The 24,871-nt window shown below is 44.6% G+C and carries 22 protein-coding genes; 14 read left to right on the top strand and 8 right to left on the bottom strand.

The window, feature by feature from the left end:
• Positions 1 to 223 precede the first annotated feature (223 nt).
• The 4 genes from trpE (at position 224) to AC805_RS26505 (ending at position 5,688) form a co-directional block, all read left to right on the top strand.
• Complete coding sequence (gene trpE, locus AC805_RS18100) at positions 224 to 1,723, top strand: anthranilate synthase component I (RefSeq protein ID WP_055076681.1); 1,500 nt, start codon at positions 224 to 226, stop codon at positions 1,721 to 1,723.
• Positions 1,724 to 1,844: 121 nt separating this feature from the next.
• Positions 1,845 to 2,549, top strand: a complete 705-nt coding sequence (bioD, locus tag AC805_RS18095) for a dethiobiotin synthase (protein ID WP_055076678.1) — start codon at positions 1,845 to 1,847, stop codon at positions 2,547 to 2,549.
• A 323-nt stretch (positions 2,550 to 2,872) separates the two neighbouring features.
• A complete protein-coding gene (locus AC805_RS18085; protein WP_055076676.1) occupies positions 2,873 to 4,180 on the top strand; it encodes a PrsW family glutamic-type intramembrane protease in 1,308 nt (435 codons plus the stop codon).
• A gap of 191 nt (positions 4,181 to 4,371) precedes the next feature.
• On the top strand, positions 4,372 to 5,688 hold the full coding sequence (locus tag AC805_RS26505; RefSeq protein ID WP_072143669.1) for a phytanoyl-CoA dioxygenase family protein: 1,317 nt from the start codon (positions 4,372 to 4,374) through the stop codon (positions 5,686 to 5,688).
• On the opposite strand, the gene AC805_RS18075 is transcribed toward AC805_RS26505, so the two are convergent.
• Together AC805_RS18075 and zds are read right to left on the bottom strand one after the other, a co-directional pair.
• On the bottom strand, positions 5,683 to 6,600 hold the full coding sequence (locus tag AC805_RS18075) for a histone deacetylase (RefSeq protein ID WP_055076675.1): 918 nt from the start codon (positions 6,598 to 6,600) through the stop codon (positions 5,683 to 5,685). The genes AC805_RS26505 and AC805_RS18075 overlap by 6 nt on opposite strands.
• Positions 6,601 to 6,649: 49 nt before the next feature.
• Positions 6,650 to 8,053 carry a 9,9'-di-cis-zeta-carotene desaturase gene (zds, locus tag AC805_RS18070; RefSeq protein ID WP_055076674.1) on the bottom strand — a complete coding sequence of 468 codons (1,404 nt, stop codon included), beginning with the start codon at positions 8,051 to 8,053 and terminating at the stop codon, positions 6,650 to 6,652.
• A gap of 584 nt (positions 8,054 to 8,637) precedes the next feature.
• On the opposite strand from zds, the gene AC805_RS18065 reads away from it, so the two are divergent.
• Together AC805_RS18065 and AC805_RS18060 are read left to right on the top strand one after the other, a co-directional pair.
• On the top strand, positions 8,638 to 9,027 hold the full coding sequence (locus tag AC805_RS18065) for a tautomerase family protein (RefSeq protein ID WP_055076680.1): 390 nt from the start codon (positions 8,638 to 8,640) through the stop codon (positions 9,025 to 9,027).
• Positions 9,028 to 9,030: 3 nt separating this feature from the next.
• Positions 9,031 to 9,489 carry a GNAT family N-acetyltransferase gene (locus tag AC805_RS18060; protein ID WP_055076673.1) on the top strand — a complete coding sequence of 153 codons (459 nt, stop codon included), beginning with the start codon at positions 9,031 to 9,033 and terminating at the stop codon, positions 9,487 to 9,489.
• 196 nt (positions 9,490 to 9,685) lie between these two features.
• Here the strand turns inward: AC805_RS18060 and AC805_RS18055 are convergent, their stop codons facing one another.
• Positions 9,686 to 11,785 (bottom strand): SpoIIE family protein phosphatase, encoded by a 2,100-nt coding sequence (locus AC805_RS18055; protein WP_055076672.1) that lies wholly within the window; start codon positions 11,783 to 11,785, stop codon positions 9,686 to 9,688.
• 180 nt (positions 11,786 to 11,965) lie between these two features.
• Between AC805_RS18055 and AC805_RS18050 the strand changes: the two genes are divergently transcribed.
• Together AC805_RS18050 and AC805_RS18045 are read left to right on the top strand one after the other, a co-directional pair.
• On the top strand, positions 11,966 to 12,937 hold the full coding sequence (locus tag AC805_RS18050) for a VWA domain-containing protein (RefSeq protein WP_055076671.1): 972 nt from the start codon (positions 11,966 to 11,968) through the stop codon (positions 12,935 to 12,937).
• Positions 12,938 to 13,089: 152 nt separating this feature from the next.
• Positions 13,090 to 15,549, top strand: a complete 2,460-nt coding sequence (locus AC805_RS18045) for an OmpA family protein (RefSeq protein WP_055076670.1) — start codon at positions 13,090 to 13,092, stop codon at positions 15,547 to 15,549.
• A gap of 103 nt (positions 15,550 to 15,652) precedes the next feature.
• Here AC805_RS18045 and AC805_RS18040 read toward each other — a convergent pair whose 3' ends face one another.
• Complete coding sequence (locus AC805_RS18040; RefSeq protein ID WP_055076669.1) at positions 15,653 to 16,201, bottom strand: RNA 2'-phosphotransferase; 549 nt, start codon at positions 16,199 to 16,201, stop codon at positions 15,653 to 15,655.
• Positions 16,202 to 16,322: 121 nt separating this feature from the next.
• Here AC805_RS18040 and AC805_RS18035 point away from each other — a divergent pair, with 121 nt between their 5' ends.
• The 3 genes from AC805_RS18035 to AC805_RS18025 all read left to right on the top strand — a co-directional run bounded on the left by AC805_RS18035 (position 16,323) and on the right by AC805_RS18025 (position 19,620).
• Positions 16,323 to 16,637, top strand: a complete 315-nt coding sequence (locus AC805_RS18035; protein ID WP_009629117.1) for a DUF6679 family protein — start codon at positions 16,323 to 16,325, stop codon at positions 16,635 to 16,637.
• A gap of 90 nt (positions 16,638 to 16,727) precedes the next feature.
• Positions 16,728 to 18,563 (top strand): NFACT family protein, encoded by a 1,836-nt coding sequence (locus AC805_RS18030; RefSeq protein ID WP_055076668.1) that lies wholly within the window; start codon positions 16,728 to 16,730, stop codon positions 18,561 to 18,563.
• A 160-nt stretch (positions 18,564 to 18,723) separates the two neighbouring features.
• Entirely contained in the window at positions 18,724 to 19,620 is an 897-nt protein-coding gene (locus AC805_RS18025; protein WP_055076667.1) for a class II fructose-bisphosphate aldolase, read from the top strand.
• Here the strand turns inward: AC805_RS18025 and AC805_RS18020 are convergent.
• From AC805_RS18020 to AC805_RS18010, 3 genes are all read right to left on the bottom strand, one after another.
• The gene (locus AC805_RS18020; RefSeq protein WP_055076666.1) at positions 19,597 to 20,274 is read right to left on the bottom strand and encodes a C40 family peptidase; all 678 of its coding nucleotides are present in this window, start codon (positions 20,272 to 20,274) and stop codon (positions 19,597 to 19,599) included. The two genes, AC805_RS18025 and AC805_RS18020, sit on opposite strands and share 24 nt — an antisense overlap.
• A gap of 216 nt (positions 20,275 to 20,490) precedes the next feature.
• Positions 20,491 to 20,844: a type II toxin-antitoxin system PemK/MazF family toxin gene (locus AC805_RS18015; RefSeq protein ID WP_055076665.1), complete on the bottom strand. Its 354-nt coding sequence runs from the start codon at positions 20,842 to 20,844 to the stop codon at positions 20,491 to 20,493.
• Positions 20,825 to 21,076, bottom strand: coding sequence for a hypothetical protein (locus AC805_RS18010; protein WP_055076664.1), 252 nt, complete (start codon positions 21,074 to 21,076; stop codon positions 20,825 to 20,827). Before AC805_RS18010 ends, AC805_RS18015 begins: the two co-directional genes overlap by 20 nt.
• Before the next feature lie 329 nt (positions 21,077 to 21,405).
• Here AC805_RS18010 and AC805_RS18005 point away from each other — a divergent pair, with 329 nt between their 5' ends.
• From AC805_RS18005 to AC805_RS17995, 3 genes are all read left to right on the top strand, one after another.
• A complete protein-coding gene (locus AC805_RS18005; protein WP_055076679.1) occupies positions 21,406 to 22,026 on the top strand; it encodes an RNA polymerase sigma factor in 621 nt (206 codons plus the stop codon).
• 10 nt (positions 22,027 to 22,036) lie between these two features.
• Positions 22,037 to 23,644: an SPOR domain-containing protein gene (locus tag AC805_RS18000; protein WP_055076663.1), complete on the top strand. Its 1,608-nt coding sequence runs from the start codon at positions 22,037 to 22,039 to the stop codon at positions 23,642 to 23,644.
• Positions 23,645 to 23,846: 202 nt separating this feature from the next.
• Positions 23,847 to 24,197, top strand: a complete 351-nt coding sequence (locus tag AC805_RS17995) for a hypothetical protein (protein ID WP_055076662.1) — start codon at positions 23,847 to 23,849, stop codon at positions 24,195 to 24,197.
• 38 nt (positions 24,198 to 24,235) lie between these two features.
• Here AC805_RS17995 and AC805_RS17990 read toward each other — a convergent pair whose 3' ends face one another.
• Positions 24,236 to 24,463, bottom strand: coding sequence for a hypothetical protein (locus AC805_RS17990; protein ID WP_055076661.1), 228 nt, complete (start codon positions 24,461 to 24,463; stop codon positions 24,236 to 24,238).
• Between the last annotated feature and the right edge of the window lie 408 nt (positions 24,464 to 24,871).

The raw sequence follows: 24,871 nt of genomic DNA, 5'->3' as shown, positions 1-24,871 counted from the left end.
CTATATTCACTTAAGTCAGGACATCAAACCGAATAGAGAGTGGCGGCGCTTCGCGCCGCCACTCTCTATTCGGTTTGGGTTTGAGCGCAAAGCGCTGTATCAAGAATACCAAGACAACATCAGAGCGCAATCAGGACAAACTTATAGCTTTTTGTTAAGCAGTGCTGAAAACCACGATAAGATCCTAGTTAGTTGCATCAATTTATTTAGAAATTCCGATCGCATGATTTTTCCCGCGTATTCTGACTTTATTAAGCTTGCCGAACAGGGCAACTTTGTACCTGTGTATATGGAACTGGTTGCAGATCTCGATACGCCTGTATCGGCTTGGTATCGGGTATGTCAAGGTCAACCCTACAGCTTTCTATTGGAGTCAGTTGAGGGTGGGGAGAGACTAGGACGCTATAGCTTATTGGGTTGCGATCCTCTATGGATATTAGAAGCAAGGGGCGATCGCACCACCCAAACTTTTCGAGATGGCAAGGTAATCGAGTTTATTGGCAATCCTTTTCAACATTTGCATAATTGCCTTGCGCCGATTCATCCCGTGCATTTGCCCCAGCTACCGCCGAGCTTGGGAGGACTATTCGGTTATTGGGGGTACGAGTTAATTAACTGGATTGAGCCGAAAGTACCTGTATATCCTTGCCAAGAAGGAGATACGCCCGATGGGGTCTGGATGCAAGTAGATAGCCTGTTGGTGTTCGATCAGGTCAAACGTAAAATTTGGGCGATCGCCTATGCCGATATGAGTAACGGCAAAGATGCGGAGACTGCCTATAGTTCGGCTTGCGATCGCTTAAAGGTGCTGGTAGATAAACTGCGATCGCCTCTAGATCGCCAAAAGACAGCCATTAATTGGACAAATCCCAGACTGCAACCACCTGTCAGCTATAGGAGCAACGTCACCCGCGAAAAATTCTGTAAATCCGTGGAATTGGGTAAAGAACATATTAAAGCTGGCGATATTTTCCAAGTCGTACTTTCGCAGAGATTAACAACGGAATTTAAGGGCGAACCCTTTAGCCTGTATCGCTCTTTGCGGGTGGTCAATCCCTCACCCTATATGGCATTCTTTAACTTTAAGGATTGGCAACTAATTGGCTCTAGTCCAGAAATTATGGTTAAAGCTGAAGTCATCGATGGAGTTTCACGCACTGTCTTGCGCCCCATTGCAGGCACGCGCCCTAGGGGTACAACGGCGAAAGAAGATGCGGAACTTGCTAAAGAATTACTTGCCGATCCTAAGGAAATTGCCGAACATGTGATGCTAGTGGATTTGGGACGCAACGATCTCGGTCGCGTTTGCAAAAGTGGTACGGTGAAAGTCGATGAGTTAATGTCGATCGAGCTTTATTCCCATGTCATGCATATTGTTAGCAATGTCATTGGCGAAATCCGTCCCGAAAAAAATGCTTGGGATTTACTTCAAGCCTGCTTCCCCGCAGGCACGGTCAGCGGCGCACCGAAAATTAGAGCGATGGATATCATCCATAACTTAGAAGGCGATCGCCGAGGTGTCTATGCAGGAGCCTATGGTTATTATGACTTTGAGGGGCAACTAAACACGGCGATCACCATTCGGACGATCGTGACGCGGGATGGAACCGCTAGCGTACAGGCAGGCGCGGGCATAGTTGCCGATTCCGATCCTGAGAAGGAATATCAAGAGACTCTCAATAAAGCCAAGGGAATGTTGGAGTCACTACGCTGTTTGGGCTAATTGGTATAAAAAAACAAAACCAGAGAGCGTACCGCCCGCTATGCGGGCGGTACGCTCTTCTAGGTTTTAAGTTTACTCTTAGCTACTTAGAACTCACCAAAATTTTATCGAGTATTCCATAATGACGAAACCTTTATTAATTGTTGGCAGCGATACGGGAGTGGGGAAGACCGTTTTAACAGCGGCTTTAGCCGCCTATTGGTTGACCTATCGCGATCGCCCTGCATCCCCAAATGAACCGAGTACATCCCTCGGTATTTATAAACCTTTACAGTCGGGAGAGGGCGACCGCGAATTCTATCATCATACTTTCTCACTCTCGCAAACCCTTGATGAAATTACGCCTTTGTATTTTGAAACCCCGATCGCTCCAGCGATCGCGGCTCATAAAGAGGGTAAAGCGATCGATCTAGCCCTAATTTGGCAGCATTTTCTCAAACTGCAACAACAAAAGGAATGCTTGCTAGTGGAATCTATGGGCGGACTCGGTTCGCCAATTACCGATGAATATATCGTGGCAGATTTGGCGCGAGACTGGGCGTTAGAAGTCATTCTCGTCGTGCCAGTACGCCTAGGCGCGATCTCCCAAGCGATCGCCAATGTCGCTTTAGCCCGCATGGAAAAGGTGAAACTTAGGGGCATTATCCTTAGCTGCTCGCAAGTCTATTCGGAGGAAGAGATTGAGGAATTGGCTCCACCACAGATGATTTCTCGACTTGCTTCTACTCCAGTACTGGGAATTCTGCCCTATGTCAAGGATTTGCGCGATATTTCACAATTAGCCCTTGCGGCTTCAGAGCTAGACATTGAAAGAATTCTAATTTAAAAGAATTCTAATTTAGTAAATGCGATCGCTAGAGGATTCTCTTTAAGGGGTTGAGTACATTTACGGCAATTTCCGATCGAACGAACCACGAGAAATTTTTTGAAAGTGTTGCTTTGCAACACTTTCAAAAAATTTCTCGGTTTGGATTTGAGCGTAAAGCGCTGCAAAAAACAAAAGTGCATACCGCCCGCAATGCGGGCAGTATGCACTTCTAGCTTTCTGGTTTATTCTTCCCAGCCAAGAAATAGCTGTGCGGGGCTTCGCCCCGCACAGCTATTTCTTGGCTGGGAAGGCAGTAACTACTTAATGATATAAATGAAGCTATGAACGATCGCCTTATTTCAACTGCTTTTCTCAGGCAAATTTCTAATGGTCGCCTAGATCGCGATGAAATTGTGGCGACCTTAAGCGATCGCTCGGTGACATTAGGACGGGATCCTAGTTGTGAAGTAGCGATCGATATCAATATCTATGGTGCTGTGTCACGCCGCCATGCCGAGATTCGCGCCATCTTTGCCGAATCACCCCAAGATTCTAGACAGCAGGTTGAAGGTTGGGAAATCTACGATCTTGATAGTGCCAATGGCACATTTATCAACAATCGCCGCCTATATGGTGGTTGTCCACTACAACATGGCGATCGCATTCAACTAACCAAAGATGGACCCCAATTTTTATTTGAGTTAGCAACCCCTGTGACCAGTTTAGAGTCTGGTTTGAGACAGCGTCCCCAATCTCAAATTACGAGCATTACCTTTACGAAACTCTTACCAATTTTTTCAACGGGCAACGACCTGTGGAAACAGGACTATCTCCTGCCTGGAATTACGACGGTGGGCTTTGTCGTCATGATGTTTGCTTTTTTGGGACAAACACAGCTATTTAATCTGACGATTTCGCTATATATCAGCCTTGCTGCCTATTATTTTGTTTATCAACTTTGTGGCAAAAAGAAACCTTGGTGGATCATTTTAGGCGCAGCACTGGTAACTGTCTTCATTCTTAGAAGCCCAATTTTAAATATTTTTCTATGGTTCTTTTATCAGGTCTTGCCAGGAGCTACGCCAAAGGGTCAGGTTAGCTTTATCAGCGTTTTAATCGCGATGTTTTTTGGAGCGGGATTGATGGAAGAATTAATCAAATCTTTGCCCGTATTTATTCTCTGGTTTGTGGGTCTATGGCGCGGAAAAAAATGGCGATCGCGGGTGGGGATTAGCGAGCCACTAGATGGCATTTTAATTGGTGCTGCTTCAGCGATCGGGTTTACATTAACGGAAACCCTTGGGCTATACGTACCCAATATCGTTCAAAGCATTACAACGCAGGCAGGTAGTACGGAAATTGCCGAACTGACGGGTTTACAATTGCTAATTCCCCGCGTGCTGGGCTCGGTGGCTGGACATATGGCATATAGCGGCTATTTCGGCTATTTCATCGGGCTGAGCATTATGAAGCCTTCTCTCCGTTGGCAAATTCTCACCATCGGCTATCTCAGTTCTGCTTTTCTTCATGCCCTTTGGAATACGAGTGCCTTAGTAAGTTTTTGGCTATTAGCGATAGTGGGCGGTATTTCCTATGCGTTTCTAGTAGCAGCAATTCTCAAAGCCCATAGTTTTTCTTCAAAGGTTTAGTAAACCCCAAAGATGAGTGGCGGCGCTCCGCGCCGCCACTCATCATATTTACTTTGAAAAGTCATCTCTAGTATGTTCCTGAATTAAGTATCTCAGCATAATTAAAATCCAGATCTAAAACCTGCGGCGCGTGCGCCGCAGGTTTTAGGGTTTTATATTTGATTAAGCCCACTTACTTAGAACTAGTAAATATGAATCACCTTGATGAACTGAAAGAAAAAATTACCGTTGAGGGTTTCGCTATAGTCGATCGCATTTTTACAGACTCAGAGATTGACAGCTTACTTCAAGTTATTTCGCAGGTAGACAAACCAAATCCTAATCTCCGTAAGACAGTCAATCTATTTGCAATCAGACAATTTTTTAAGGAAGTACCTAAATCTATTGAGATTGTTTTTAACGATCGCCTCCAATCTTTGATTTCAGAATTATTAGGAGATGAGTATTTTGTTGTCAAGTCTCTGTATTTTGACAAACCCCAAGGCTCAAACTGGTTTGTATCTTACCATCAGGATTTAACCATTTCCGTAGACAAGAAGATTGATATTGCAGGATTTACAGCATGGACGGTCAAACAGAATCAATTCTCTGTTCAACCACCAGTGGAAATATTACAAGATAACTTTACGATTCGCATCCATCTCGATGATACCGATGAATTTAATGGAGCTTTAAAAGTCATCCCCAAATCCCATCACCAAGGCATTTATAATCCTGAAAGCATGAATTTGAGGACTGAGAATGAAGAAATTTGTAGGCTAAAAAAAGGTGGTATTATGCTTATGAAGCCATTACTGCTTCATTCATCGAGCAAGACGACAAATAATCATCAACGTCGAGTCATCCATATAGAATTTAGTAGAAGTCCCCTCCCAAATAGCTTGAATTGGTCAGAATTTATGATTTTCCAAGCACCAGCAAGATCAGCAGAATTAGACAAACTCCCTAAAGAGGCGAAAGAACAGCACTTTGTTTTTCCGAATCGATACTCATGGAAAGAATTTAAGACACTTTCTGCTTTAATCGGTGATTCGCGTAATATCCATCTTAATTATCTTGACGGGCTTATCGAGATTATGACTACATCTGCTGCCCATGAAATCATCGTGCATTTACTCTCGATGTTATTGGGAATTTACTTTGCAGAAAAGGATATTGATTTTATGCCGACAGGTAGCGCCACTCTAGAATCAGAAGCTAAAGGCGCAAGTGTTGAGCCAGATTTATCTTTTTGCTTTGGTAATAAAGTTGGCGATCGCGATTTAGCAATTGAGGTGATTTTTACGAGTGGAAATATAGCAAAGCTAGAACGTTACCGTCGCTTTCATACAAAAGAGGTTTGGTTTTGGGAAGATGGCAAGTTTTTGCTGTATCGGTTGCGCGACAATGGCTATGAGGCGATCGCCCAGAGCGAATGTTTGCCTAATCTCGATTTAGAGCTACTTGCCCGTTGTTTGCTGATGGCGGAACCCAAATCGGCGCTCAAAGCATTTCGGCAAGCACTATAGACGATATTGGCGATAGACATCACTCGCCGCCCGATGGAGTAGGGAATGTCGATAAACTAGCGATCGCATATCTTCGCAATAACCACCACCGATCACGCAGGCAACGGGAAAACCTTGAGAAATACAAGTACTCAAAACCTGCATATCGCGCCGAAATATACCTGCATCAGTGAGAGCGAGTTTGCCAAGGCGATCGCCTATATGCGGATCAACCCCAGCATCATAGAGAACGAGATCGGGGCGTATTTCGGTGAGCAAATCGGGCAAATGATTAGCCAGCGTACGCAAATAGGCATCATCTTCCATGCCCTCAGGTAAGGGAATATCGCGATCGCTAATTTGTTTGATCGATGGGAAGTTGATCTGGCAATGCATCGAAAAGGTAAATACCCTCGGCTCGTTCTGAAAAATGAAGGCCGTACCATCGCCTTGATGCACATCCAAATCGACAATTAAAATCTTTTTGACTAAGCCCTCCTTTAATAGCACTCGCGAAGCGATCGCGAGATCGTTAAATATACAAAAGCCCGAACCATAGCTAGGAAAAGCATGATGGGTTCCGCCTGCGGTATTGCAAGCTAAGCCCTGCTTTAGAGCAAATCTAGCCGTTAATAGCGTACCACCTACGGCGATTCTCGTCCGATAGGCGAGTTCGGGACTCCAAGGCAATCCAATACGACGCTGAGCCTTAGGTTCGAGATTTCCATTCCAATAGGCATCCACATATTCGCGATCGTGCACTAGGGCGATCGCATCCAAATCTGGTAACTCTGGGCGAAAAAACTGCTCGGACTGCGCCACCCCATCGGTCAGCAGCATCTCATGGAGCAAGCGAAATTTTTCCATCGGGAACCGATTGGTATTAGCGATCGGCGCGACGTAGTTGGGATGATAGATGATTGGTAAATCCATAGTTTCTCATAAAATCAGAAAGAACCGTGCCATGCACGGTTCTTTCTAATTAAGACTTAACTAACTGTTTGCGCTTAGTTACTTCCGCCGCACACATCTTGCCTGAGAGCGTCGCCCCTTCCATGCTATCGATGTAGTCCTGCATCGTATAGCTGCCAGCCAAAAAGAAATTGCTCACTGGTGTATGTTGAGTTGGACGGAACGGATCCTGTCCAGGGGCTTCACGATACAAGGACTGGGCGAGCTTGACGACACTAGACCAAGTGACATTCAGCCTATGGGATGAAGGGAAAATTTCATGCACTTGAGCGATCATTTTCTCGACGATCGCTTCATTGCTCAGCTTAATGTAGTCATCCGCAGGCGTAATTACAAGCTGTAATAGAGAACCCTCTCCTTCTTTATAATAGTCGGTGGGACTGGTAATCGCCAAATCCGCAAAGGTGGAGAAATCAACTTTCACCGCATAGAGTAAATTATCAATATCTGTCACCCAGCCATCAAAGCGAAGTTGTACGGTAATTACAGGCACTGCATCTAGCTTATAGATATTGTCGAACTGCGACCATACCCGCCATTTTTCGGGAATGATTCTCTTTACTCCTGGAACATCCGTGGCACAGATATATACATCGGCGGTCACGATCTCCTCCCCATCTTCTTTACCGACGATCAAGCCAGTGACATGAGTATCTTCTCCTTCGCCTTCAAAGAGAACTTCGCGTACACCCCGACGTAAATGGATTTTACCGCCCTTTGATTCAATATGCTTGACGAGTGGTTTATGGAGGAAATCATTGGGAGAACCTTCAAGCATTCTCAAGATCGAAGCCTCGGTTCTCGATGCAAAGAACTGGAAGATGGTGAGCATACATCTTGCGGAAATATTTTCGCAATCGATAAAACCCAATCCATAGGCGATCGCATCCCACATCAAATCGAGACTTGCTTGCGATCCGCCCATCCCCAAAAACCAATCTTTAAAACTGATATTATCGAGGGCGCGGATTTCTTTCATGGCTCCGACATGATCGACTAAGCCGCGAATTAAGGGGCTTCGTCCGATCGCGATCGCATTTTGGATCTTGTCTTTTAGGGGCAATTGTCCCGTGGTCACAAAGGCTTTCAGTCCGTGAAAAGGCGCACCGCCAAAGTTCCGAAAATCAAGGGCAGCCTGTGCGCCACCAGGATTGACAAAAATATGGGTATGCTCCTTGAGCCGAAGATGCTCAAAGGCTCCTGTTTTCTTCATCAGGGCAAATAGGTTGTAATAGCAGCCAAAAAACACATGTAAGCCCATCTCGATATGGTTGCCATCCTTGTCTAGCCAACTGCTGACTTTGCCACCTACAAAGGGGCGGGATTCAAAAAGCTCTACTTCGTAACCTTGCTCGCTGAGTTCCACAGCCGTACTCATTCCCGCTAAACCCGCACCAATAATCGCTGCTTTCATGTTCTAAGATCGAACCTTGTCGTTATATTGTTATTTATGTTTGCTTAACATATTTTGACACTTCCACGACTCTTCTAGGCTAAAGTCATGAGATTGCCCCTATATAATGACTTTAGAGCGAGTTTAATATGATTTTTTCAAGGAAGTCAGATCGGGATTTATAAATTCCCACTTTTTGAAAAAACCGCTTGGCGATCTCAACTTGGCGATCTCAACTGAGCTAAGTAACTAGGCATAATTAAAACCCAGAACCAAAAGCAGTGGCGCACGCAGCGTGCGCCACTGCTTTTAGGGTTTTCTTTAGTTATGACAAAAACAAAAACCAGAAGAGTGTTGCGGCGCTTCGCGCCGCAACACTCTTCTGGTTTTTGTCATAACATAGCTGGGCTACTGCTATAAGCCCACTTGCTTATTGGATTTCACCATCATTTTAAGAGAGTATACATTCACTGAAAAACTGGTATAAGTAGCTAAGCATAATTAAATTTGAAACCTAGAAGAGCATATAGCGCAAGCGCCGCATACGCTACAGGTTTTGATTTTGGATTTTAATTATGCCCAGCTACTTAATAGTTCTAAAGGTCATGCCACAGACAAAAATCTATGGAAACGCTGACTTTATTCAGCAAAATCGCGGCGTTCTATCTAGCACTATCCATTCCTGCGTTGTGGATGCGCTAAACTATCCTCCCGAAAAGAAGTTTCAAAGATTCTTCCCCCTATTATCCGAAGACTTTGAATATCCGAGCGATCGCAGCGAGCAATATATTATTATTGAAGTCCTGATGTTTGCGGGAAGAACTATCGAGGCTAAGAAAACCCTCTATCGGTTGCTATTTGAGCGCTTGCAAGATAAATTAGGGATTTCTCCCTTAGATATTGAAATTATTCTCATTGAAACTCCAAATTATAACTGGGGTCTTCGTGGCGTGGCAGGGGATGAATTGAACTTGAGTTACAAGGTAAATGTATAGGCAATGGCAGAACTAGATCTTAATTTCCGATTGGCTCAGTTTGTTGACATCGATCCATTGATGGAAATCGTACAGGAATTTTATCAATTTGAGAATATCAAGTTTGACGAACCCGTAGTTAAAGCTTTTACGGCACTGCTCAGTGACGAACAATTTGGGATAATTTGGTTAATTTGCGATCGCGATCGATTAATTGGCTATGTAGCCCTGACTTTCTTTTTTAGCATGGAATATCACGGACGCTGTGGATTAGTCGATGAGTTATATATCCGCGAAGGCTATCGTGGCAGAGGAATTGGGAAACAAGTATTTAATTTAATTGAAGAATACCTTCAAAGCCAAAAAATGCGATCGCTGTCTTTAGTCGTTGACTTCTGGAATGAGCCAGCCGAAAAGCTCTATACCAAGCTCGGCTTCCGCCGCGAGCAACGTCACCTGATGGTCAAGCATCTCCTTCCCTAATAATACCAATTCCCAAAATGGCAACGCCATTTTGGGAATCTCAAAACCTTACTGGGCTTGTTTTTTAATTCATAGAAATGTTGGCTCGCTTCAGTGAATTATAGCTGTCACCAAATCTAATAGGACATAAACCCCAAGAAGAGAAGGTTGGCGCTTTGCGCCAACCTTCTCTTCTTGAGCTTTGACAAAGAATTACTCAATCGCGCTTAAAGATTAGTAGAGTAATATCGTCAAATACTTTCTGTACACCAATATATTGACGTACATCTTGAATAATTGCATTCTTGATCTCTTCAGAAGTTAAAGACCAATGTTCGCTGATTATTCGACACATTCTATCCACACCATAGAGCTTTTTATTAATGTCACAGGCTTCGGGAATTCCATCGGTATACAACACCAAACCATCACCGTGATTTAACTCAACCATCACCTGATGGATAAAGCCTGCAATATCCCCATCTAAGGCGATCGGGAATCCTAAGTCCATTGTATCAATCCGCTCGATCGCACCATTTTTTCTGACGACGATCGCTTCCTCATGCTGCCCCGTAATGCTCACTTTTCCATGAGCATAATTAAGGATGGAGAGCGTCAAACATTTTTCCGAATTAATCCGTTGTACGTTCTTATACAGAGTGCGATTCAACACATCAAGGAACCGCACTGGTTCAAGATCTCCACCTTCCTTGAGAGTTCTTACTGCTGTTTGCGTCATCAGCATCAAAATTGCACTCTCTAAACCATGTCCAGTCACATCACCAATACCGATCGTAACAACACCATCGCTATTTAACACTTCATAATAATCACCGCCCACATCCGCCGCCGCATCCATATAGGCAGCAATATCTAATCCCTCGATTTCTAGTTCTTCGGCATTCGGTAAAATCATTCTTTGCATCTGGCGCACGATATCAAGTTCTGCACCCAGCCGCAAATTATCTGCTTGTAGACACTGATTGAGTACGTTGATTTCTTGATTGGCGATCGCTAGATCTCCAGTGCGTTCTCTCACCTTATCTTCTAAGGTATCAAAGGATTCCTTTAGCTGCTCTGACATCTTATTAAAAGCCTTGGACAGCTCGTTAATTTCAGCGATCGGGCTAGATGGAACTTTCTGAGCGAGATCCCCTTGAGCCAGACGATTGGCGGCTTGATAAACGCGCAGGATTGGCGCAGTAATTAACTGGGAAGTCACCATTCCCAAGAGAACAACTACACCTAACGCCGCAAGGCTTAATAAAATTGTGTTGCGTGTATTCAGATCGATTTGCTCCATAAAATCCGCTTCTGGAACCACCACTACAACTAACAAATTTAATCCCTTACCGTCAGAATAGGGCTGGGCGAGCAGATATTGTCGTTTGCCATCTATATCAAACGAAAGCTCTTGCAATTTTTGAATGCGATCAAAGCCCCCAAATTTTTCTTGTAATTGAACGACGGCATTATGCGTGAGGAGGTTTTGACTTTTGATCGCCTCGATCTGCTTTAACTTATCGTCTTCACCTGTAGGTACAAAGGAATTCTCTCCCGTCGAAGTCGCCACCAAAAGCCCAGTCCGATCCATCACAAAAACTTGACCTGTCGAACTAATTTTGAGACTAGTTAAAAAATCTGAAATTCCTTGCAAAAGAATGAAGTTGGCGAAGACTGCAACCAGATTCCCCTGTTGGTCGTAGTATGGCTCAGCAGCAGCCGTTCCCAAATTCCTAATCGTTCGGGACTGATAAACGCTCGACCAAGACTGCCCTTTATTGGCTACTGCAGCTTGATACCAAGGGCGAGTCCGCGCATCAAAACTATCCTTTTTTTCAAATTTATAGCGGTTTCCCGAACTATCTAATTGGTAAAACGTACGATTGGGAACATTGACAGTCGTTGCCGATAAGAGATTGCCATCGGATTTACGCCCCACATAGATCATCGTGCCATCGGGCTGACCTACAAAAATTTCGCCGAGCATGGGATAAATTTGCAATTGGGCGGCAAAATAACGTTCTACAGATTCTTTATCCTCAAAGTTAATCTGATGGAGATGTAATGCATTAATGTTGCTTTTAGTAATTTGATGTGGAGTTTTAAAGTAGTTTTCTAAGGTGAGCTGCGTGCGCGAAGCGACTTCAATGCGGACTTGACTTGCTAGATGATTTACTGACTCTTGACCGTTGCGATAGGAAAGATAAGCAACTAATCCCACTGCCGCCGCTACTTGCAGCACAAACGGAATAACAATAGCAGTACGTAGCCGAAATTTGTTACTGATAGGAGAAGCTAATTGTGGAGATATCATCACAAGTTCGGGGGTAAAGAAGTTAAATAGGAGATTAGGGCGATCGCATTATTAAGTCTTTAAAGAATCTTTAAGAATCATTAAAAACTTAATCTCTTAATCTTTAGATGCGGAGCAATAGCAAGAATTGATAGCAATAGGCTACTATTTTGATGTGAAATATCAGAGAGTCCTCCGAGTATGCAGTTAAAAAGTGTCGTTCAACCCTTTGGTGAAGTCAATGTTTATCCTCAAAACAATGGAGATATTGACATCGTTGCAACTATTCTGATGGTTCCAGACATTGAGGGTGCTAGGGTCGGTCTAGCCTTGGATGGTTCGGCATCCATGAAGAAAATATATGGCATTAGTGGGGTTGTGAGCAGTTTCTTTGCTAGTGCTGCCGTTACCCACAACGTTGTCGAGCCCGTCGCAAGGGTCATGGTGAAATACCTTGCTAATTTTGCGGCAACGGGTAGGGTCGATCTCATCAATTGGGCCTGTGGGGCGGCGGGAGAACTCATTGAGGATCTGGGTAGTTTTAGCGGTGAAGAGATCGAGCAGCTATCTATCAAGGGACCAAAGATCCCTTGGGGAACTGGAACAAAACTATTACCACCATTACGATATTTTATAAACAAATATAAATCCGCACCAGCGATCGGCGTTAAACAACCTGCTGCCATCTGTCTGATTATTACTGACGGCATTATCGAAGATCTCGAAGAGGTCAAAGAATACTGTTTTAAGTATGCTCTAGAAATTGCCGATCGCACTAAACCATTTATTAAGCTGCTACTCATTGGTGTAGGTAAAGAAATCGACGAAAAACAACTTGAAGAATTAGATAATATGTTTGAAGGCAGTCCTGTTAAGGATGCAGCAGGTCGCGATATCGATCTTTGGGATTATCAAGTTGCCGATGACATTCAAATTTTGGAACAGATTTTCAAGGAATTTGTGTCTGCGGAAACAATTGTGACCCATTATGGAAGGATTCTCAATCAAGCAGGTAAGGTTTGCGAAGAGTATAGTTTGGGAGTACCTGCGTTGATGCGCTTTAGGCTGCCTGCGGGTTCAACAGCCTTTACCCTTGAGTTTTCAGGTGGCAACGTGACCCAAGATATTACGGAAGCACTTCCTAAGGATACTGATTTTCCTAGCCTTACCTAGTCTGCCCAGCCAACACTATCAAAAGAGGTTCTCGATGGGAGATTAATATAGATCGCCATAAATATAACTCACAAACATAACTCACAAACATAAATCACAAAAATAAATCATAAATATAAATTTAGCTATAAACAAAGCCCAAATGGATAGCCATGCTACATGAAAATAATTCCGAGACTAATGAATTAGAACGTGAAGTTGGTGCAATCAAAGATGAGGTAAAAATTAACCCGAAGAGCTTCCAGATGCCAGCTAATCTGGTAGCAAACGAGTTTGGGGAAGTGAATGTTTTTCGCGATCGCTTCCCTTCACCTAACAATCTCATTCCTAACGATCCCATTCCTAACGATCCCATGCCGCAATGTCGAGTGGAATTCACGATCGCGATGGAGCCAGAGGGGAAATTTGCCGAAGGATGGCGGACTGGTTTAGCCCTAGATGCCAGTGCCTCAATGAAACGCGCCTATGGTCGCAAGGTAGAAGCAAGAGTCGATCCCGAACTGTTAACGACATATATTAAAGAGGGAAGACTCCGATCCTATTTAGAGGATGGTGAGCCCATTCGCAAAATCCAACGCGATGCCTTTGCCGAAATCAAAGAGCGCGGATATGAGGTTAACTATACGGAAAACATCTTGCAGCCCTTGGTGCAAAACTTTACGGCTTACTTAGCCGAGAACTTGGATGGAACAGGAAAAACATCGCTACTCTATTGGGGCTGTGGTGCGGGGGATGAAATCCAAGTTTTGGGAGAATTTGATGCCGTAAGCTGTCAGCAATTAGCGATCGCTGGCCCCGCCACCTTTAAACTGGGAAAGACAACCAAGCTTCTACCCGCGATCGCCTATTTTGCCGATCGCAATCGTCAAGCTCCACGCGGTATTTATATCTTTTTGACCGATGGCAGAATTGATGATTTAGAGCAGGTCAAAAACTACACCAAGGAACTAGCCCTAGAGATTGCGGTCGGGAAGAGAAACTATTTGAAATTGATTTTGATTGGAATTGGTAATGATGTCGATCGCTACCAATTGCAGGAGTTAGACGATCTCGATACGGGTTTAGATATCGATCTGTGGGATTACAAAATTGCCAGCGAGATGACCAGTCTCACGCAAATATTTGCGGAAGTCGTCAATGACCACCAAATTATTGCCGCGAATGGCACGATCTATGACGATCGCGGCAACTGTGTCAAAACCTATACCAATGGCTTACCTGCCCGAATAGACTTTGTGATGCCCCATGACTCCCAATGGTTTGAGCTAGTAGTAGGGGATCGCCGCATTCGCCAATCGGTAGTTTTAGGGGCGGCAGCAGCGGTAATCGCACCTTTAGCCGCGAAGAAACTATGGGATTTTGAGACTCCAATACAGGAACCTAATTCAGCGTTAGTCGTTGTGCAGCCACCCGTGATTAACGATCAATCAGCAAAGTCAACGAGCCTATGGAAAATCCTTGCGGCTGTATTGATTGGAATGGCTTTTGCGGGAACGGCGATCGCTTTTGGGATTTTAATTAAGCGATCGGATGATAGCAAATTACAAAATGCCTCTATTCCCACAATCGTCAAAGAATCCATAATTGAATCGCAAGCAAGTTCAAGCGATCGCCCTAGTAATATTACTGGACTCAATAATCTATCGAAAGTTAATCCATCGAAAGTTAGCCCATCGAAAGTTAATCCATCGAAATCTAATCCATCAGCTAATCCATCGAAAGTTAATCCCGATGATGGCAAAGCTGTTTCTAATAATTCTAATAGTCCAGATATTGCCAACGGCAATAATCAGCTCGGCAATAATAGAACCAACCCTAGCAATAATAAATCGCTCGATCGCTCTGCTAGCAATGGCTCCGAGAAAAGCACTGATAACTCTAGCAATAATTCATCAGTCACTAAAGCAGAAAATAATTCAATCAATAGCGCCCAAAATAGCGCCCAAAATAGCAACCAGAATAGTGCCCAAAATAGCACCCAAAATAGCGCCCAGAATAATATCCAGAATAGCGCCCAGAGAGGAAATGGGATCAACCCTACGGGTAGCTTCACAAAAATAACGAGCGATCTTGCTATAAAGACCGCATTCCCCAATTTCCTCAAGCCTAATCCTAATATCGATAATAATGGGAAAGCCCCCAATTCTCGTAATACCAACTCAGGCAATTCAGCGAATAGTTCTCTTAATAACTCTCTCAATAATATAAATTCAGGGACTCCATCCCAAAATGGCGATCGCTCTGTGAATTCGATTTTGCCCGTGGTCAATCCTGACTTAGAGGTAACTCTCTTTTTCCCTTCCGACGAATCGCAACTACTCCCACCCGAAGAAGCCAAAATCGATAGTTTCTGGGCAAAGGTGCAGGGAAGGCGCGGCGTGATTCAGGTCAGCGGTCACACCGATACCACTGGAGACTATGCCTATAATCTCGACCTGTCTCAAGCAAGGGCAAATGAAGTAGTGAGAATCCTCCGCGATCGCGGACTTGATAATAACTACAAGGTCACGTTTGAGGCTCTATCGTGGTTGCAACCACTCAAGAAAAATAACACCGCAAGGGATAACGCCCTTAACCGTCGCGTAGTTTTACAATTTAAAGAGCAACGATAACCAGCAGTGGTTATCGTTACTCTTTAACTAAGTAGCTAAGCCCAGAAGAGCATACCGCCCGCTACGCTGGCGGTATGCTCTTCTGGGTTTTAATTATGCCGAACTACTTATCAGGAAACTCCAAATACTGAGGCGGAACTGATTCCGTTAACCATACTGAGTTTTCCGAGCAGAAGAAGACAAATCCATCTTGATGCATCCGTACCGTATCAACCTGCAAAACCACTGGTTTACCATGTCTCTGACCGACCTTAATCGCCGTAGTCACATCCGCTGATAAATGAACATGTTGGCGCTTTCCTGCCAATAGTCCCTGCTGGCGAATTGAATCTAGAAATCGCGTTGCCGTACCGTGAAACAGAGGATTAGGTGGTAATTGGGGAGTTAAATCGAGGGCAACCTGAAGGGAATGTCCTTGATTGGCGCGAATTTTTGACTTCTCAGGATTAAATGAAAATCGTTTTTTATCGTTTGTGGCTACTATTTCCTCCAATTGGGCTATGGAGATGTCTGTCCCGTTACGCTTTGCCAACTCAATTAAGCGATCGACCTCTGCCCAGCCATGCTCGTCTAAGGTCAAACCAATTATTTCTGGCTGGTGGCGGAGCACGAGACTCATAAATTTACTGAGATGGACTAAGTTTTTATCCATAACCTTTAGTTTAAAAAGTGAAATGCTTGTATAGTCGTTTACAATGGTAATGGTTAGTTTTTTTTACCTTTTGCGGTATGCTCTAACCTTAAAAATTATGTAACCCTGAGGACATAAGCGAATGCTACATCGCAAAATATATCAACTTTGTGAAGCCAAGAGCGATGTTTGGATTTACCTGAGGGATCAGGGACGTTGGCTAGAAAGAGCCAAGATATTGGATATTGAAGGCGACGTGGTAACGATACGTTACGAGACTGAGGATGAAGACGAGGTGTGCTCTTGGGAAGAAATGGTCAGATTAGAGAGTATTGGTGCTGTTACTCAAAGATTATCTTCATTTACCAAAACAGGAATGTCATCCAGCGATCTGTTGGTGTCCGATGATTGTCCTGAAGCTGAGCAAATTCGCCCCCGTATCGATCCTGATAAATAAGGACAGAGGGGTGCGGATCGCCCCTTTGTTTTAGCCATAGAGTGGACGCTTTGCGTTCACTCTATTTTATGTGTATATGAGATTAAACCGATGCAACCTGCCGATCTGACCGCACTTGTAGCTTTGACCCATGAGCTAGATCTAGCTTGTGTGCCTGCGAGGTTAGAGCAGGTGTATCAAAGCGATCGCCATACAATTCATTTACAATTACGAACTTTAGAGAAGAAGCAATGGTTATTGCTATCGTGGCATCCCCAAGCCGCTCGCTTACATCTATGCACGCCGCCGCCCAAGCAGCCCGATACTTTCACCTTTAGTCAACAGATTCTCCATCAGGTAGCAGGATTTGCCCTTGTCTCAGTGAAACTAACGAGTCCGTGGGAACGGGTGGTCGATCTGCAATTTGCCAAGCGTCCCGATGATGAGGTGCAATGGCATCTCTATCTCGAAGTAATGGGCAAGTATAGCAATGCCATTTTAGTAAATGCCCATGGGGAAATCGTCACCGCTGCCCATCAAGTCAGTAGCAAGCAATCGCGGGTGCGTCCCATCCAAACAGGCGATCGCTATGCCTTACCGCCTGCTCTCCTCGAAGCAATTCCCCACCTCGATGAATCCTTTGATTCGTGGCGCGATCGCTTGATTTTGATTCCAAAAGAAATTAAGCGCAATTTGGTGAGTAATTACCGTGGGGTGAGTTCGTCCCTAGTGCGATCGCTATTGGCAGCAGCTCACCTCAATGGCGATCGCAATGTGACTGATTTAACCCGTACCGAATGGGAAGCACTATATCAAGCTTGGCAAATCTGGCTAACCTGTATTGATCAAAAGATTTTCTATCCACATTTGGAAGTCAAAGGATATGCCCTCACCCCTAGCCTAAGTCTCGACAGATCCCCCTCAATCCCCCTTAAAAAGGGGGAAGAAGATAATTCTCCCCCCTTTTTAAGGGGGGCTGGGGGGGATCTAAAACCCCTGCTATCAGTTAATGAATTTTGCGATCGCTACTATTCCCAACAAACAGGACAGGTTGCGTTTCAGCAATTACATCAACAAATTAGTCAAGCAATTCACAATCAGCTCGCGAAGTTAACGATTAAAGAGAAAGAGTTTCTCGATCGCTGGCAACTCTCGACCCAAGCCGATGATTTTAAGAATAAAGCCGATTTGTTAATGGCGCATTTGCATCTCTGGGAAATCGGGATGAAGGAGATTAAACTGACTGATTTCCATTCAGCAGCCCCCGTAATCATTCCCCTCGACCCAACGCTAAATGCCCAACAGAATGCTCAATCCTTTTATAAAAAGCACCAAAAACAAAAGCGCGCAGCCTTAGCGATCGCACCACTTCTAGAATCAGTCCAACAGGAAATCAGTTATCTCGAACAGGTTTCTACTGCTGTTAGTCTATTGGAGCTAACCGAACTATCTGCGTTACAAGAAATTCGTGCCGAACTCGCTCAGCAAGGCTATCTCAAGGTCACTGCCGAATACGCACCACGCACGAAAAATAGTAAAGGTGGCAAAAATAAAAGCAATCGCACCAAACAAGAAGAGATTCCCGACTGTCATCGGTTTACAACCCCCAATGGATTTGAAGTTTGGGTGGGAAGGAATAATTACCAAAATGATTTGATTTCTTTCCGTATTGCAGGAGAGTACGATCTTTGGCTCCATGCCCAAGAAATTTCTGGCAGTCACGTACTGCTGCGATTACCTGCGGGGGCGATCGCCGATGACCAAGATCTGCAAACCGCCGCTAATTATGCCGCCTATTACAGTCGCGCTCGACAAAGCGATCAAGTACCTGTAGTCTGCACCATTCCTAAGTATGTCTTTAAGCCCAAAGGGGCAAAGCCTGGAATGGTCGTTTATACTCACGAAAAGATTATTTGGGGACAGCCCACAGGTTTAAGGGGAGAATAAGACTAAAATCCTCTGCCGATTGCACAAGCTTCTAGTTTTATTCTCCGCCCTTCGCAGTAAAGGATTAGCGTTGCGGCGCTTTGCGCCGCAACGCTAATCCTTTACTGCGAAGGGAGTAAACAATATATGATAATCTCACATCTATTTATCATCAGAAATTATGTTGAGTTCGACTAGGGAACTTCTAGAAACTGCAAGACGCAATGCCTATGCGATCGGAGCCTTTAACATTTACAACCTAGAAGGCGTAAAAGCCGTAGTCAACGCCGCCGAAATCAGTCGCAGTCCCGCCATGCTGCAACTACATCCCAGCGCTCTCATCTATGGCAAACTTCCCCTAGTCAAACTTTGCCTCGAATCCGCCAAATCGGCAAATGTACCGATCGCCATTCATCTCGATCACAGTACTTCCGCTAGCGATATTCGCTTAGCCCTAGATGCAGGCGTGCGATCGATTATGGCAGATGGCTCTCCCATGACCTATGCGAAGAACTTAGAATTTACTAGAGAAATGACCGCACTCTCCCATAAATTCCATGCAGTGGTCGAAGCGGAAATTGGCAGAATCAGTGGAACAGAAGATGGATTAACGATCGCCGAAAAAGAAGCCAAAATGACCGATCCTATCCAAGCTGTGGAATTTGTGAATCAAACTAAAGTCGATGCTCTCGCTGTGACGATCGGCAATGTCCATGGTGAATATAAAAGCCCACCCCATTTAGACTTTGACCGTCTCGAAAAAATTCGCAGCCTAATCGATATTCCCTTAGTTTTGCATGGCGCGTCAGGATTACCTGCGGCGATGATCCAGCGATCGATTCAGTTGGGAGTCTGTAAATTTAACGTAAATACAGAAGTACGCCAAGCCTATATGCAAGCACTCAAGCTGGAAATCTGTGGGGATAGTCCCAAGGATTTATTAGAGATCGCAGGAGAAGCGATCGCCGCCATGCAAGAGGTAATTATCGATAAACTCGAACTTTTTGGTTCCGTCGGCAAAGCCCATTTACATGAAACACCCTATGCCGCAATGCTAGCAGGGCAGGCTCACGGCTAGACGATAGCACCTCGTAATTCTGGCTACACCCCGTAACTGACTGGCATACCATTGGGAAGCGCGATCCTGCCCTGCGATCGCACTAACGGCAATGCCATTATGCCCATGCTCCTTGCCCGAACTATGGATATATTCGCCATTACCGATATAAATACCCACATGGGTTGCCTTAATGGGACTGCCAAAAAAGATCAGATCGCCAACTTGAATTTCATCCCAAGCAAGGCGATCGCCAAAGGCTTCTTGCTGATAGGCATCGCGAGGAATCCAAACTCCGCTCGCCGCAAAAGCAGCCTGCATTAAACCCGAACAGTCATAATTTGGCGCAACCGTACCACCCCAAAGATATTCATTGGGTGTTGCCCTCGCAGTTTGGATAAAATCAATTACTGCGGGTAGGCGATCGCCTATTTCTTCAGCACTTAAATCTGGCGGCAGGTTGGCAATATAATCCTGAAAATTGCTTGGCTCCAACTTTGCTAGATCGTTAATATCTAGCAATCCCTCATAACCATCTTCGAGTAACTGAATTTTTAAAAAGTCTGACTCCGAGGCGATCGCTTGCAAATATCGACCTTTAGCCATCTGCGTCGCAAGGCGATCGAGCCTTGGCGAATCATAAATATTCAGGTCAACCAAACTGCGATAGAGCATAGCGCTATTCCCCTGTATTCTTCTAAATATAGCTATAAAACCCTAAAAACTGCGGCGCACGCGCAGCGTACGCCGCAGTTTTTAGATCTGGATTTTAATTATGTTGAGGTACTTATACCAATTCACTGAAGTGAGCCAACAATTCAATGAATTAAAAAACAACTTCCGTAAGATTTTGAGATTTCCAAAATGGCGATGCCATTTTGGAAATTGGTATTATATCCCCAGAGTATGTTTTAAGGCGCGATCGATTTCTAGGGTGGGAAGGAAGCCAATCGTACTGTAAATAGCCGAAATATTTACAGTGGTGAGATTGTCAGTCATAACCACGGAATCCGTCAATAAACCCGATTGTTTCCCTGACACCGTATTTAAGGAAACCAAGATCCTGCTAGGATGCATACTTCTAATCACACGACTAGTAATCATCGCCACGATTACCTGTGGCAGACCTGTTTGGAGATTATTAGCTTGCACGATCGCCGCAGGTCTAATCTTTGCCGTACTCAAATCGGAATTAGGAAAAACTAGCAGAACTACATCACCACGCTTAATATTTTTTTGCTGCATAGTAGCTATCGTAGATGCTCATTTCGGGGCTATCCCACTCTTCAGCAAAGGTCATCAGACTCGATCGCAAAATATGTGCTTGGGGCTTACTAATATCCAGAGAGGCTAAGTCAATGTCACCGCTAGACTTCAGAAAAGTCACAATCACTCTAGTACCGTCAGATATGCCTGTGGGGAGATCGGCAATCTCGATCTGTCCGTTGTGGTATAAACCTTCAAAGCTTGCGAGCATAGAAACTTCTCTGTAAATTTAGTTTGTATAGCTACAGTCCCTTGACTTAGGACAGGTCAAGAACCAAGAATTGATGGGCGGCGCGGAGCACCGCCCATCAATTCTTAAAGTGACATCTATAAAATACCAAAATCTCAACGATCAAACGCAAACTGTATTGAAAATAAAACCTAGAAGAACATACCGCCCGCTACGCGGGCAGTATGCTCTCTGATTCTTAGCTACTTATTGAATTAGTACGAACTACGGGTTGCATTATCATACTTTGCTGCTAGTATGTGTGCATCAAATTTGAAAACTTAAAAAGTGAGCTAGCAGTAGCCGTGACCGTGCAGCTTCCCCCCCTCCCCGAAATTCATCATCCCAAGATTCAGGCACTTTTTCAGAAAAGCGATCGCGAGCTCGTGACGCTATTTCAAAGGCATCCTGAAGAGGGTCAGTATTTTGCGGCAATTTTTTGTCGTTATGGACAGGTGCTGTATACCCTGATTGGCACGGCAACGCGATCGCCAGTACAGTCAGATTACTTATTTGTAAAGACTTGGGAATATATTTATCACGAAATGCGAGTGCTAGACCTGAGGGTAACTACCCCCCGTCTATCCTTGCAAAGCTGGCTGATTAATATTGCAGCCATGATGATTAATCGTGCTGAAGTACCTCCTGTCGAAGACATTCAATATTCACTCAAGGATACGCCACCCGTATTTTGGTGTTACCTCAATCAAGCCCTGAATCAAATGGCTGGTAACCTCCGTCTGATACTATTATTGTCTCAAACTTTTCAGTGGAGCCACACGCGCATCGCGGCTTACTTACATGCTGAAGGTGAAAACATCTCAGCTAGTGATGTTAAACAACTTCTAGTCAAGGCTTACCATGCCTTAGAAGAAGCCCTTCCCGAAGATATCCGAGACATTTACCTAGCTCAAACCCCCGTTACTGCCTGAGGTAAAGATTATGCAAACATTGAGTCCCACCATCTCCCCCACCATTTCTCCCACCATTTCCAAAGCAAACAGCCCAAGGGTCGCGGAGGCAGAAAATGATTTTTTGCCAGCGATCGCTCGAGCTTCAGTCTTACAAACCGCCTTGGCAGGTTTGGATGCGAACCTCAATGATGAGCTAGATCGTTATCGCCATTGGATAGCAAACGGACAGACCATCTCCTATCTCAATCCCTTTAGACCTCGTACTGTCTCCACCCAATCGATCTGGACATCACCAAGTCTATCCGATGCACTTTCTCCACTCGCCCCCATTGGGGATAATAACCCTAGCGATCGCCAGCGAACGATCCAAATGCCAGTCATGCCAGCCCTAGGGACGGTTTCCCCAGCAGTTAATATCAATCTAGACAAGGCTGAGCTACATAATTTTAAAGGTTTAGAGACTCTGCAAAACCTCGAACAACTACGTAATGACTACGACACTGATGGCTTAGAGCCACAAAATCAAGCTCGAAATCAAGCTCAAAATCAAGCTCAAAACATAACTGATGTTCAAGGTATTAACGGGCTGGGCAATCCGACAAACGGCATAAACTCGCCCACGATGGCAAAATTGCCCGTACCCGATGATGATGATATTCTGCAAAGTTTTGCCAATGACTATGCTGATTACTACCAAGAAGCAGCCGAGCAGGAATCAGCCTATGCCATTCCCAATCCCCCACAAGAAAAAAGCGCATTCCGCAGTTTAATGAATCCTGTAGGAATTATCTCCCTATTATTATTGCTCTGTTCGAGTGCCGCGATCGGCTATTTAATGGTCGATCCATCTGGGGTAGTCAAGCTTTTCAAACCTGAGGCACGCCCTAAAAATGCCCAAGTCGAAACGAAGAAAGAAGACTTAGGCAGCGATATCAATCTGCAAAATCAACAAAAGGCAAATGACTCCTTAAGTTTTGTGCCCTTTGCAGGGGATAAGACTACAGCCGATCGCACGATTGATAGCTTGACCAAAAATAAGCCCTTAACTAATGCTCCTAAGAATCCGTTAACTAACTCATCGGCGAAATCATCAAGTTTATTTGTACCAAATACTAGTTTTGTCCCCAGTACACCCTTACGTACCGTCCCATCCGCAAATCTTTCTGCCAGTTCGATTGCCCCCTTACCTTCTGTGCTAGCGCCACTCGAAAATAGCTACAATCCGCCCGCCCGAACCAATAGCTCAGCACCGACCTATACCCCACCTGCTCCGAAATCTTCCCCAAGGTCGAATGTCCCTAAGACTAATGCTGCCGCCGCACCTACTGTTTCAAATACTACAGTCCCAAATACTACAGTCCCAAATACTACAGTTTATGTTACGCCGCGCAATAATACTGCAGTGAAGTATGCTGCACCAATATCATCGGGCACTCCCAATGCGCCAGCCTCATCCAATAGCTATCGCGTAGTTGTCGAAAATAGTTATGCCGCTAGCGCTCAACAAGTGGAACGCGATGCCTATGTACGCCCTAGCGACGGACAGGTACAGGTTGGTTCCTATCGCGACCCCAATGCGGCTCAACAGAGAATTGAGCAATTGCGCCGTCAGGGAATTCCTGCCAGAATTGAGTAATACCAAGTTAAGAAATGGCTACGCCATTTCTTAACTTGAAAAACCTAGATTAAAAACCAAAATCAGAGAGCGTACCGCCCGCTACGCGGGCAGTACGCTCTTCTAGGTTTTAAGTTTACTTATCTAGCTACTTAGTATCAACACTGAAGTGAGCCAATACTTCTACACAACGAACGCAGTTATTAGCGAGACGCAAAAATATATGCACTTTTTTTACGATGCGATCGCCTGTGGCTTCCTTGCCGCTCTCACTTGGATGGGTCTAGTATGGATGTCACCCGATCGCCCGATTGATTCGGGCAAAGCTTGGGTGCAAGGGGTGAGCCTTGTGGCGATCGCCAATATATTAGTGTGGATTGTCTTAGCAGGTTTTAATTTGCGATTAATTCCGCTATGGGCTTTCTGCTTTTTGGGGGTGAATGTGGCGATCGCCTACTTAGTCTTTCCCCTATGTGAAGGAATTAAAATCCCCCGTATTTGGGCATTAGCGATCCATCCCATAGCGATCGCTGTGATGAGTATATTGCTAGGTGGCGCAGTCGGAATCCTCTGATAAGAATGGGCGGCGCTTCACGCCGCCCCCATCCCGATCTATCTGACTGAGAAATTAAGAAATATCAGCATAATGCCAAAGGCAAGCATTCCCACGGCAAACACGGACAAAGCATTGGTAACTTGCTCTGAGAATTGCATCACTTCCGCCGCAATTACTTCTGGAGTCTTGTAACGATCTGCCCACCAGAAGTAGCTTAGGGTAAAGGCTGCTCCGAGAAACAGGATGATAAACAAAGTAAAACCGATCAAAGGGGTATACAACATATTTCCTTAACTCCTCTTTGTGATTTGGAAATCCCAAAAACAACTTCAACAATAGTTCCCAAAATAACGCTGTAGCGAATGCTGCGCGTGCGCTACAGCTTTTAGTTCTGGGTTTTAATTATGCCCAGCCACTTACCTTAGTGAATTGTTGTTAGGGACTTGCTATTAATTAAAGTACTCAAGTAACTGTGGCTTCGACTTCGCTCAGCCAACGTTAACGAAGCGGACTAGACTGGTATTTAGTCTAGTCAAGACATGAGTTTAATTAGTAACAATTGCTACTAGCTATAATTCTATTTGAATAGTGTAAATTGTTTCCATTATCGCTTTTCTTTCTCAATTTTGGCTTGAGCGATATTTGAAAATTTGTTAAGTAGTTCGGCATAATTAAAAACCAAAACCAGAGAG

This window comes from Pseudanabaena sp. 'Roaring Creek', assembly GCF_001402795.1.
Lineage (GTDB): Bacteria > Cyanobacteriota > Cyanobacteriia > Pseudanabaenales > Pseudanabaenaceae > Pseudanabaena.
Note: the sequence above shows the minus strand (reverse complement) of the source record. Positions and strands in the feature narration are given on the sequence as shown.

Coding starts and splice junctions, on each gene's coding strand:
- trpE (WP_055076681.1), top strand. CDS start 224: ATGATTTTTCCCGCGTATTCTGACTTTATTAAGCTTGCCGAACAGGGC.
- bioD (WP_055076678.1), top strand. CDS start 1,845: ATGACGAAACCTTTATTAATTGTTGGCAGCGATACGGGAGTGGGGAAG.
- AC805_RS18085 (WP_055076676.1), top strand. CDS start 2,873: ATGAACGATCGCCTTATTTCAACTGCTTTTCTCAGGCAAATTTCTAAT.
- AC805_RS26505 (WP_072143669.1), top strand. CDS start 4,372: ATGAATCACCTTGATGAACTGAAAGAAAAAATTACCGTTGAGGGTTTC.
- AC805_RS18075 (WP_055076675.1), bottom strand. CDS start 6,600: ATGGATTTACCAATCATCTATCATCCCAACTACGTCGCGCCGATCGCT.
- zds (WP_055076674.1), bottom strand. CDS start 8,053: ATGAAAGCAGCGATTATTGGTGCGGGTTTAGCGGGAATGAGTACGGCT.
- AC805_RS18065 (WP_055076680.1), top strand. CDS start 8,638: ATGCCACAGACAAAAATCTATGGAAACGCTGACTTTATTCAGCAAAAT.
- AC805_RS18060 (WP_055076673.1), top strand. CDS start 9,031: ATGGCAGAACTAGATCTTAATTTCCGATTGGCTCAGTTTGTTGACATC.
- AC805_RS18055 (WP_055076672.1), bottom strand. CDS start 11,785: ATGATATCTCCACAATTAGCTTCTCCTATCAGTAACAAATTTCGGCTA.
- AC805_RS18050 (WP_055076671.1), top strand. CDS start 11,966: ATGCAGTTAAAAAGTGTCGTTCAACCCTTTGGTGAAGTCAATGTTTAT.
- AC805_RS18045 (WP_055076670.1), top strand. CDS start 13,090: ATGCTACATGAAAATAATTCCGAGACTAATGAATTAGAACGTGAAGTT.
- AC805_RS18040 (WP_055076669.1), bottom strand. CDS start 16,201: ATGGATAAAAACTTAGTCCATCTCAGTAAATTTATGAGTCTCGTGCTC.
- AC805_RS18035 (WP_009629117.1), top strand. CDS start 16,323: ATGCTACATCGCAAAATATATCAACTTTGTGAAGCCAAGAGCGATGTT.
- AC805_RS18030 (WP_055076668.1), top strand. CDS start 16,728: ATGCAACCTGCCGATCTGACCGCACTTGTAGCTTTGACCCATGAGCTA.
- AC805_RS18025 (WP_055076667.1), top strand. CDS start 18,724: ATGTTGAGTTCGACTAGGGAACTTCTAGAAACTGCAAGACGCAATGCC.
- AC805_RS18020 (WP_055076666.1), bottom strand. CDS start 20,274: ATGCTCTATCGCAGTTTGGTTGACCTGAATATTTATGATTCGCCAAGG.
- AC805_RS18015 (WP_055076665.1), bottom strand. CDS start 20,844: ATGCAGCAAAAAAATATTAAGCGTGGTGATGTAGTTCTGCTAGTTTTT.
- AC805_RS18010 (WP_055076664.1), bottom strand. CDS start 21,076: ATGCTCGCAAGCTTTGAAGGTTTATACCACAACGGACAGATCGAGATT.
- AC805_RS18000 (WP_055076663.1), top strand. CDS start 22,037: ATGCAAACATTGAGTCCCACCATCTCCCCCACCATTTCTCCCACCATT.
- AC805_RS17995 (WP_055076662.1), top strand. CDS start 23,847: ATGCACTTTTTTTACGATGCGATCGCCTGTGGCTTCCTTGCCGCTCTC.
- AC805_RS17990 (WP_055076661.1), bottom strand. CDS start 24,463: ATGTTGTATACCCCTTTGATCGGTTTTACTTTGTTTATCATCCTGTTT.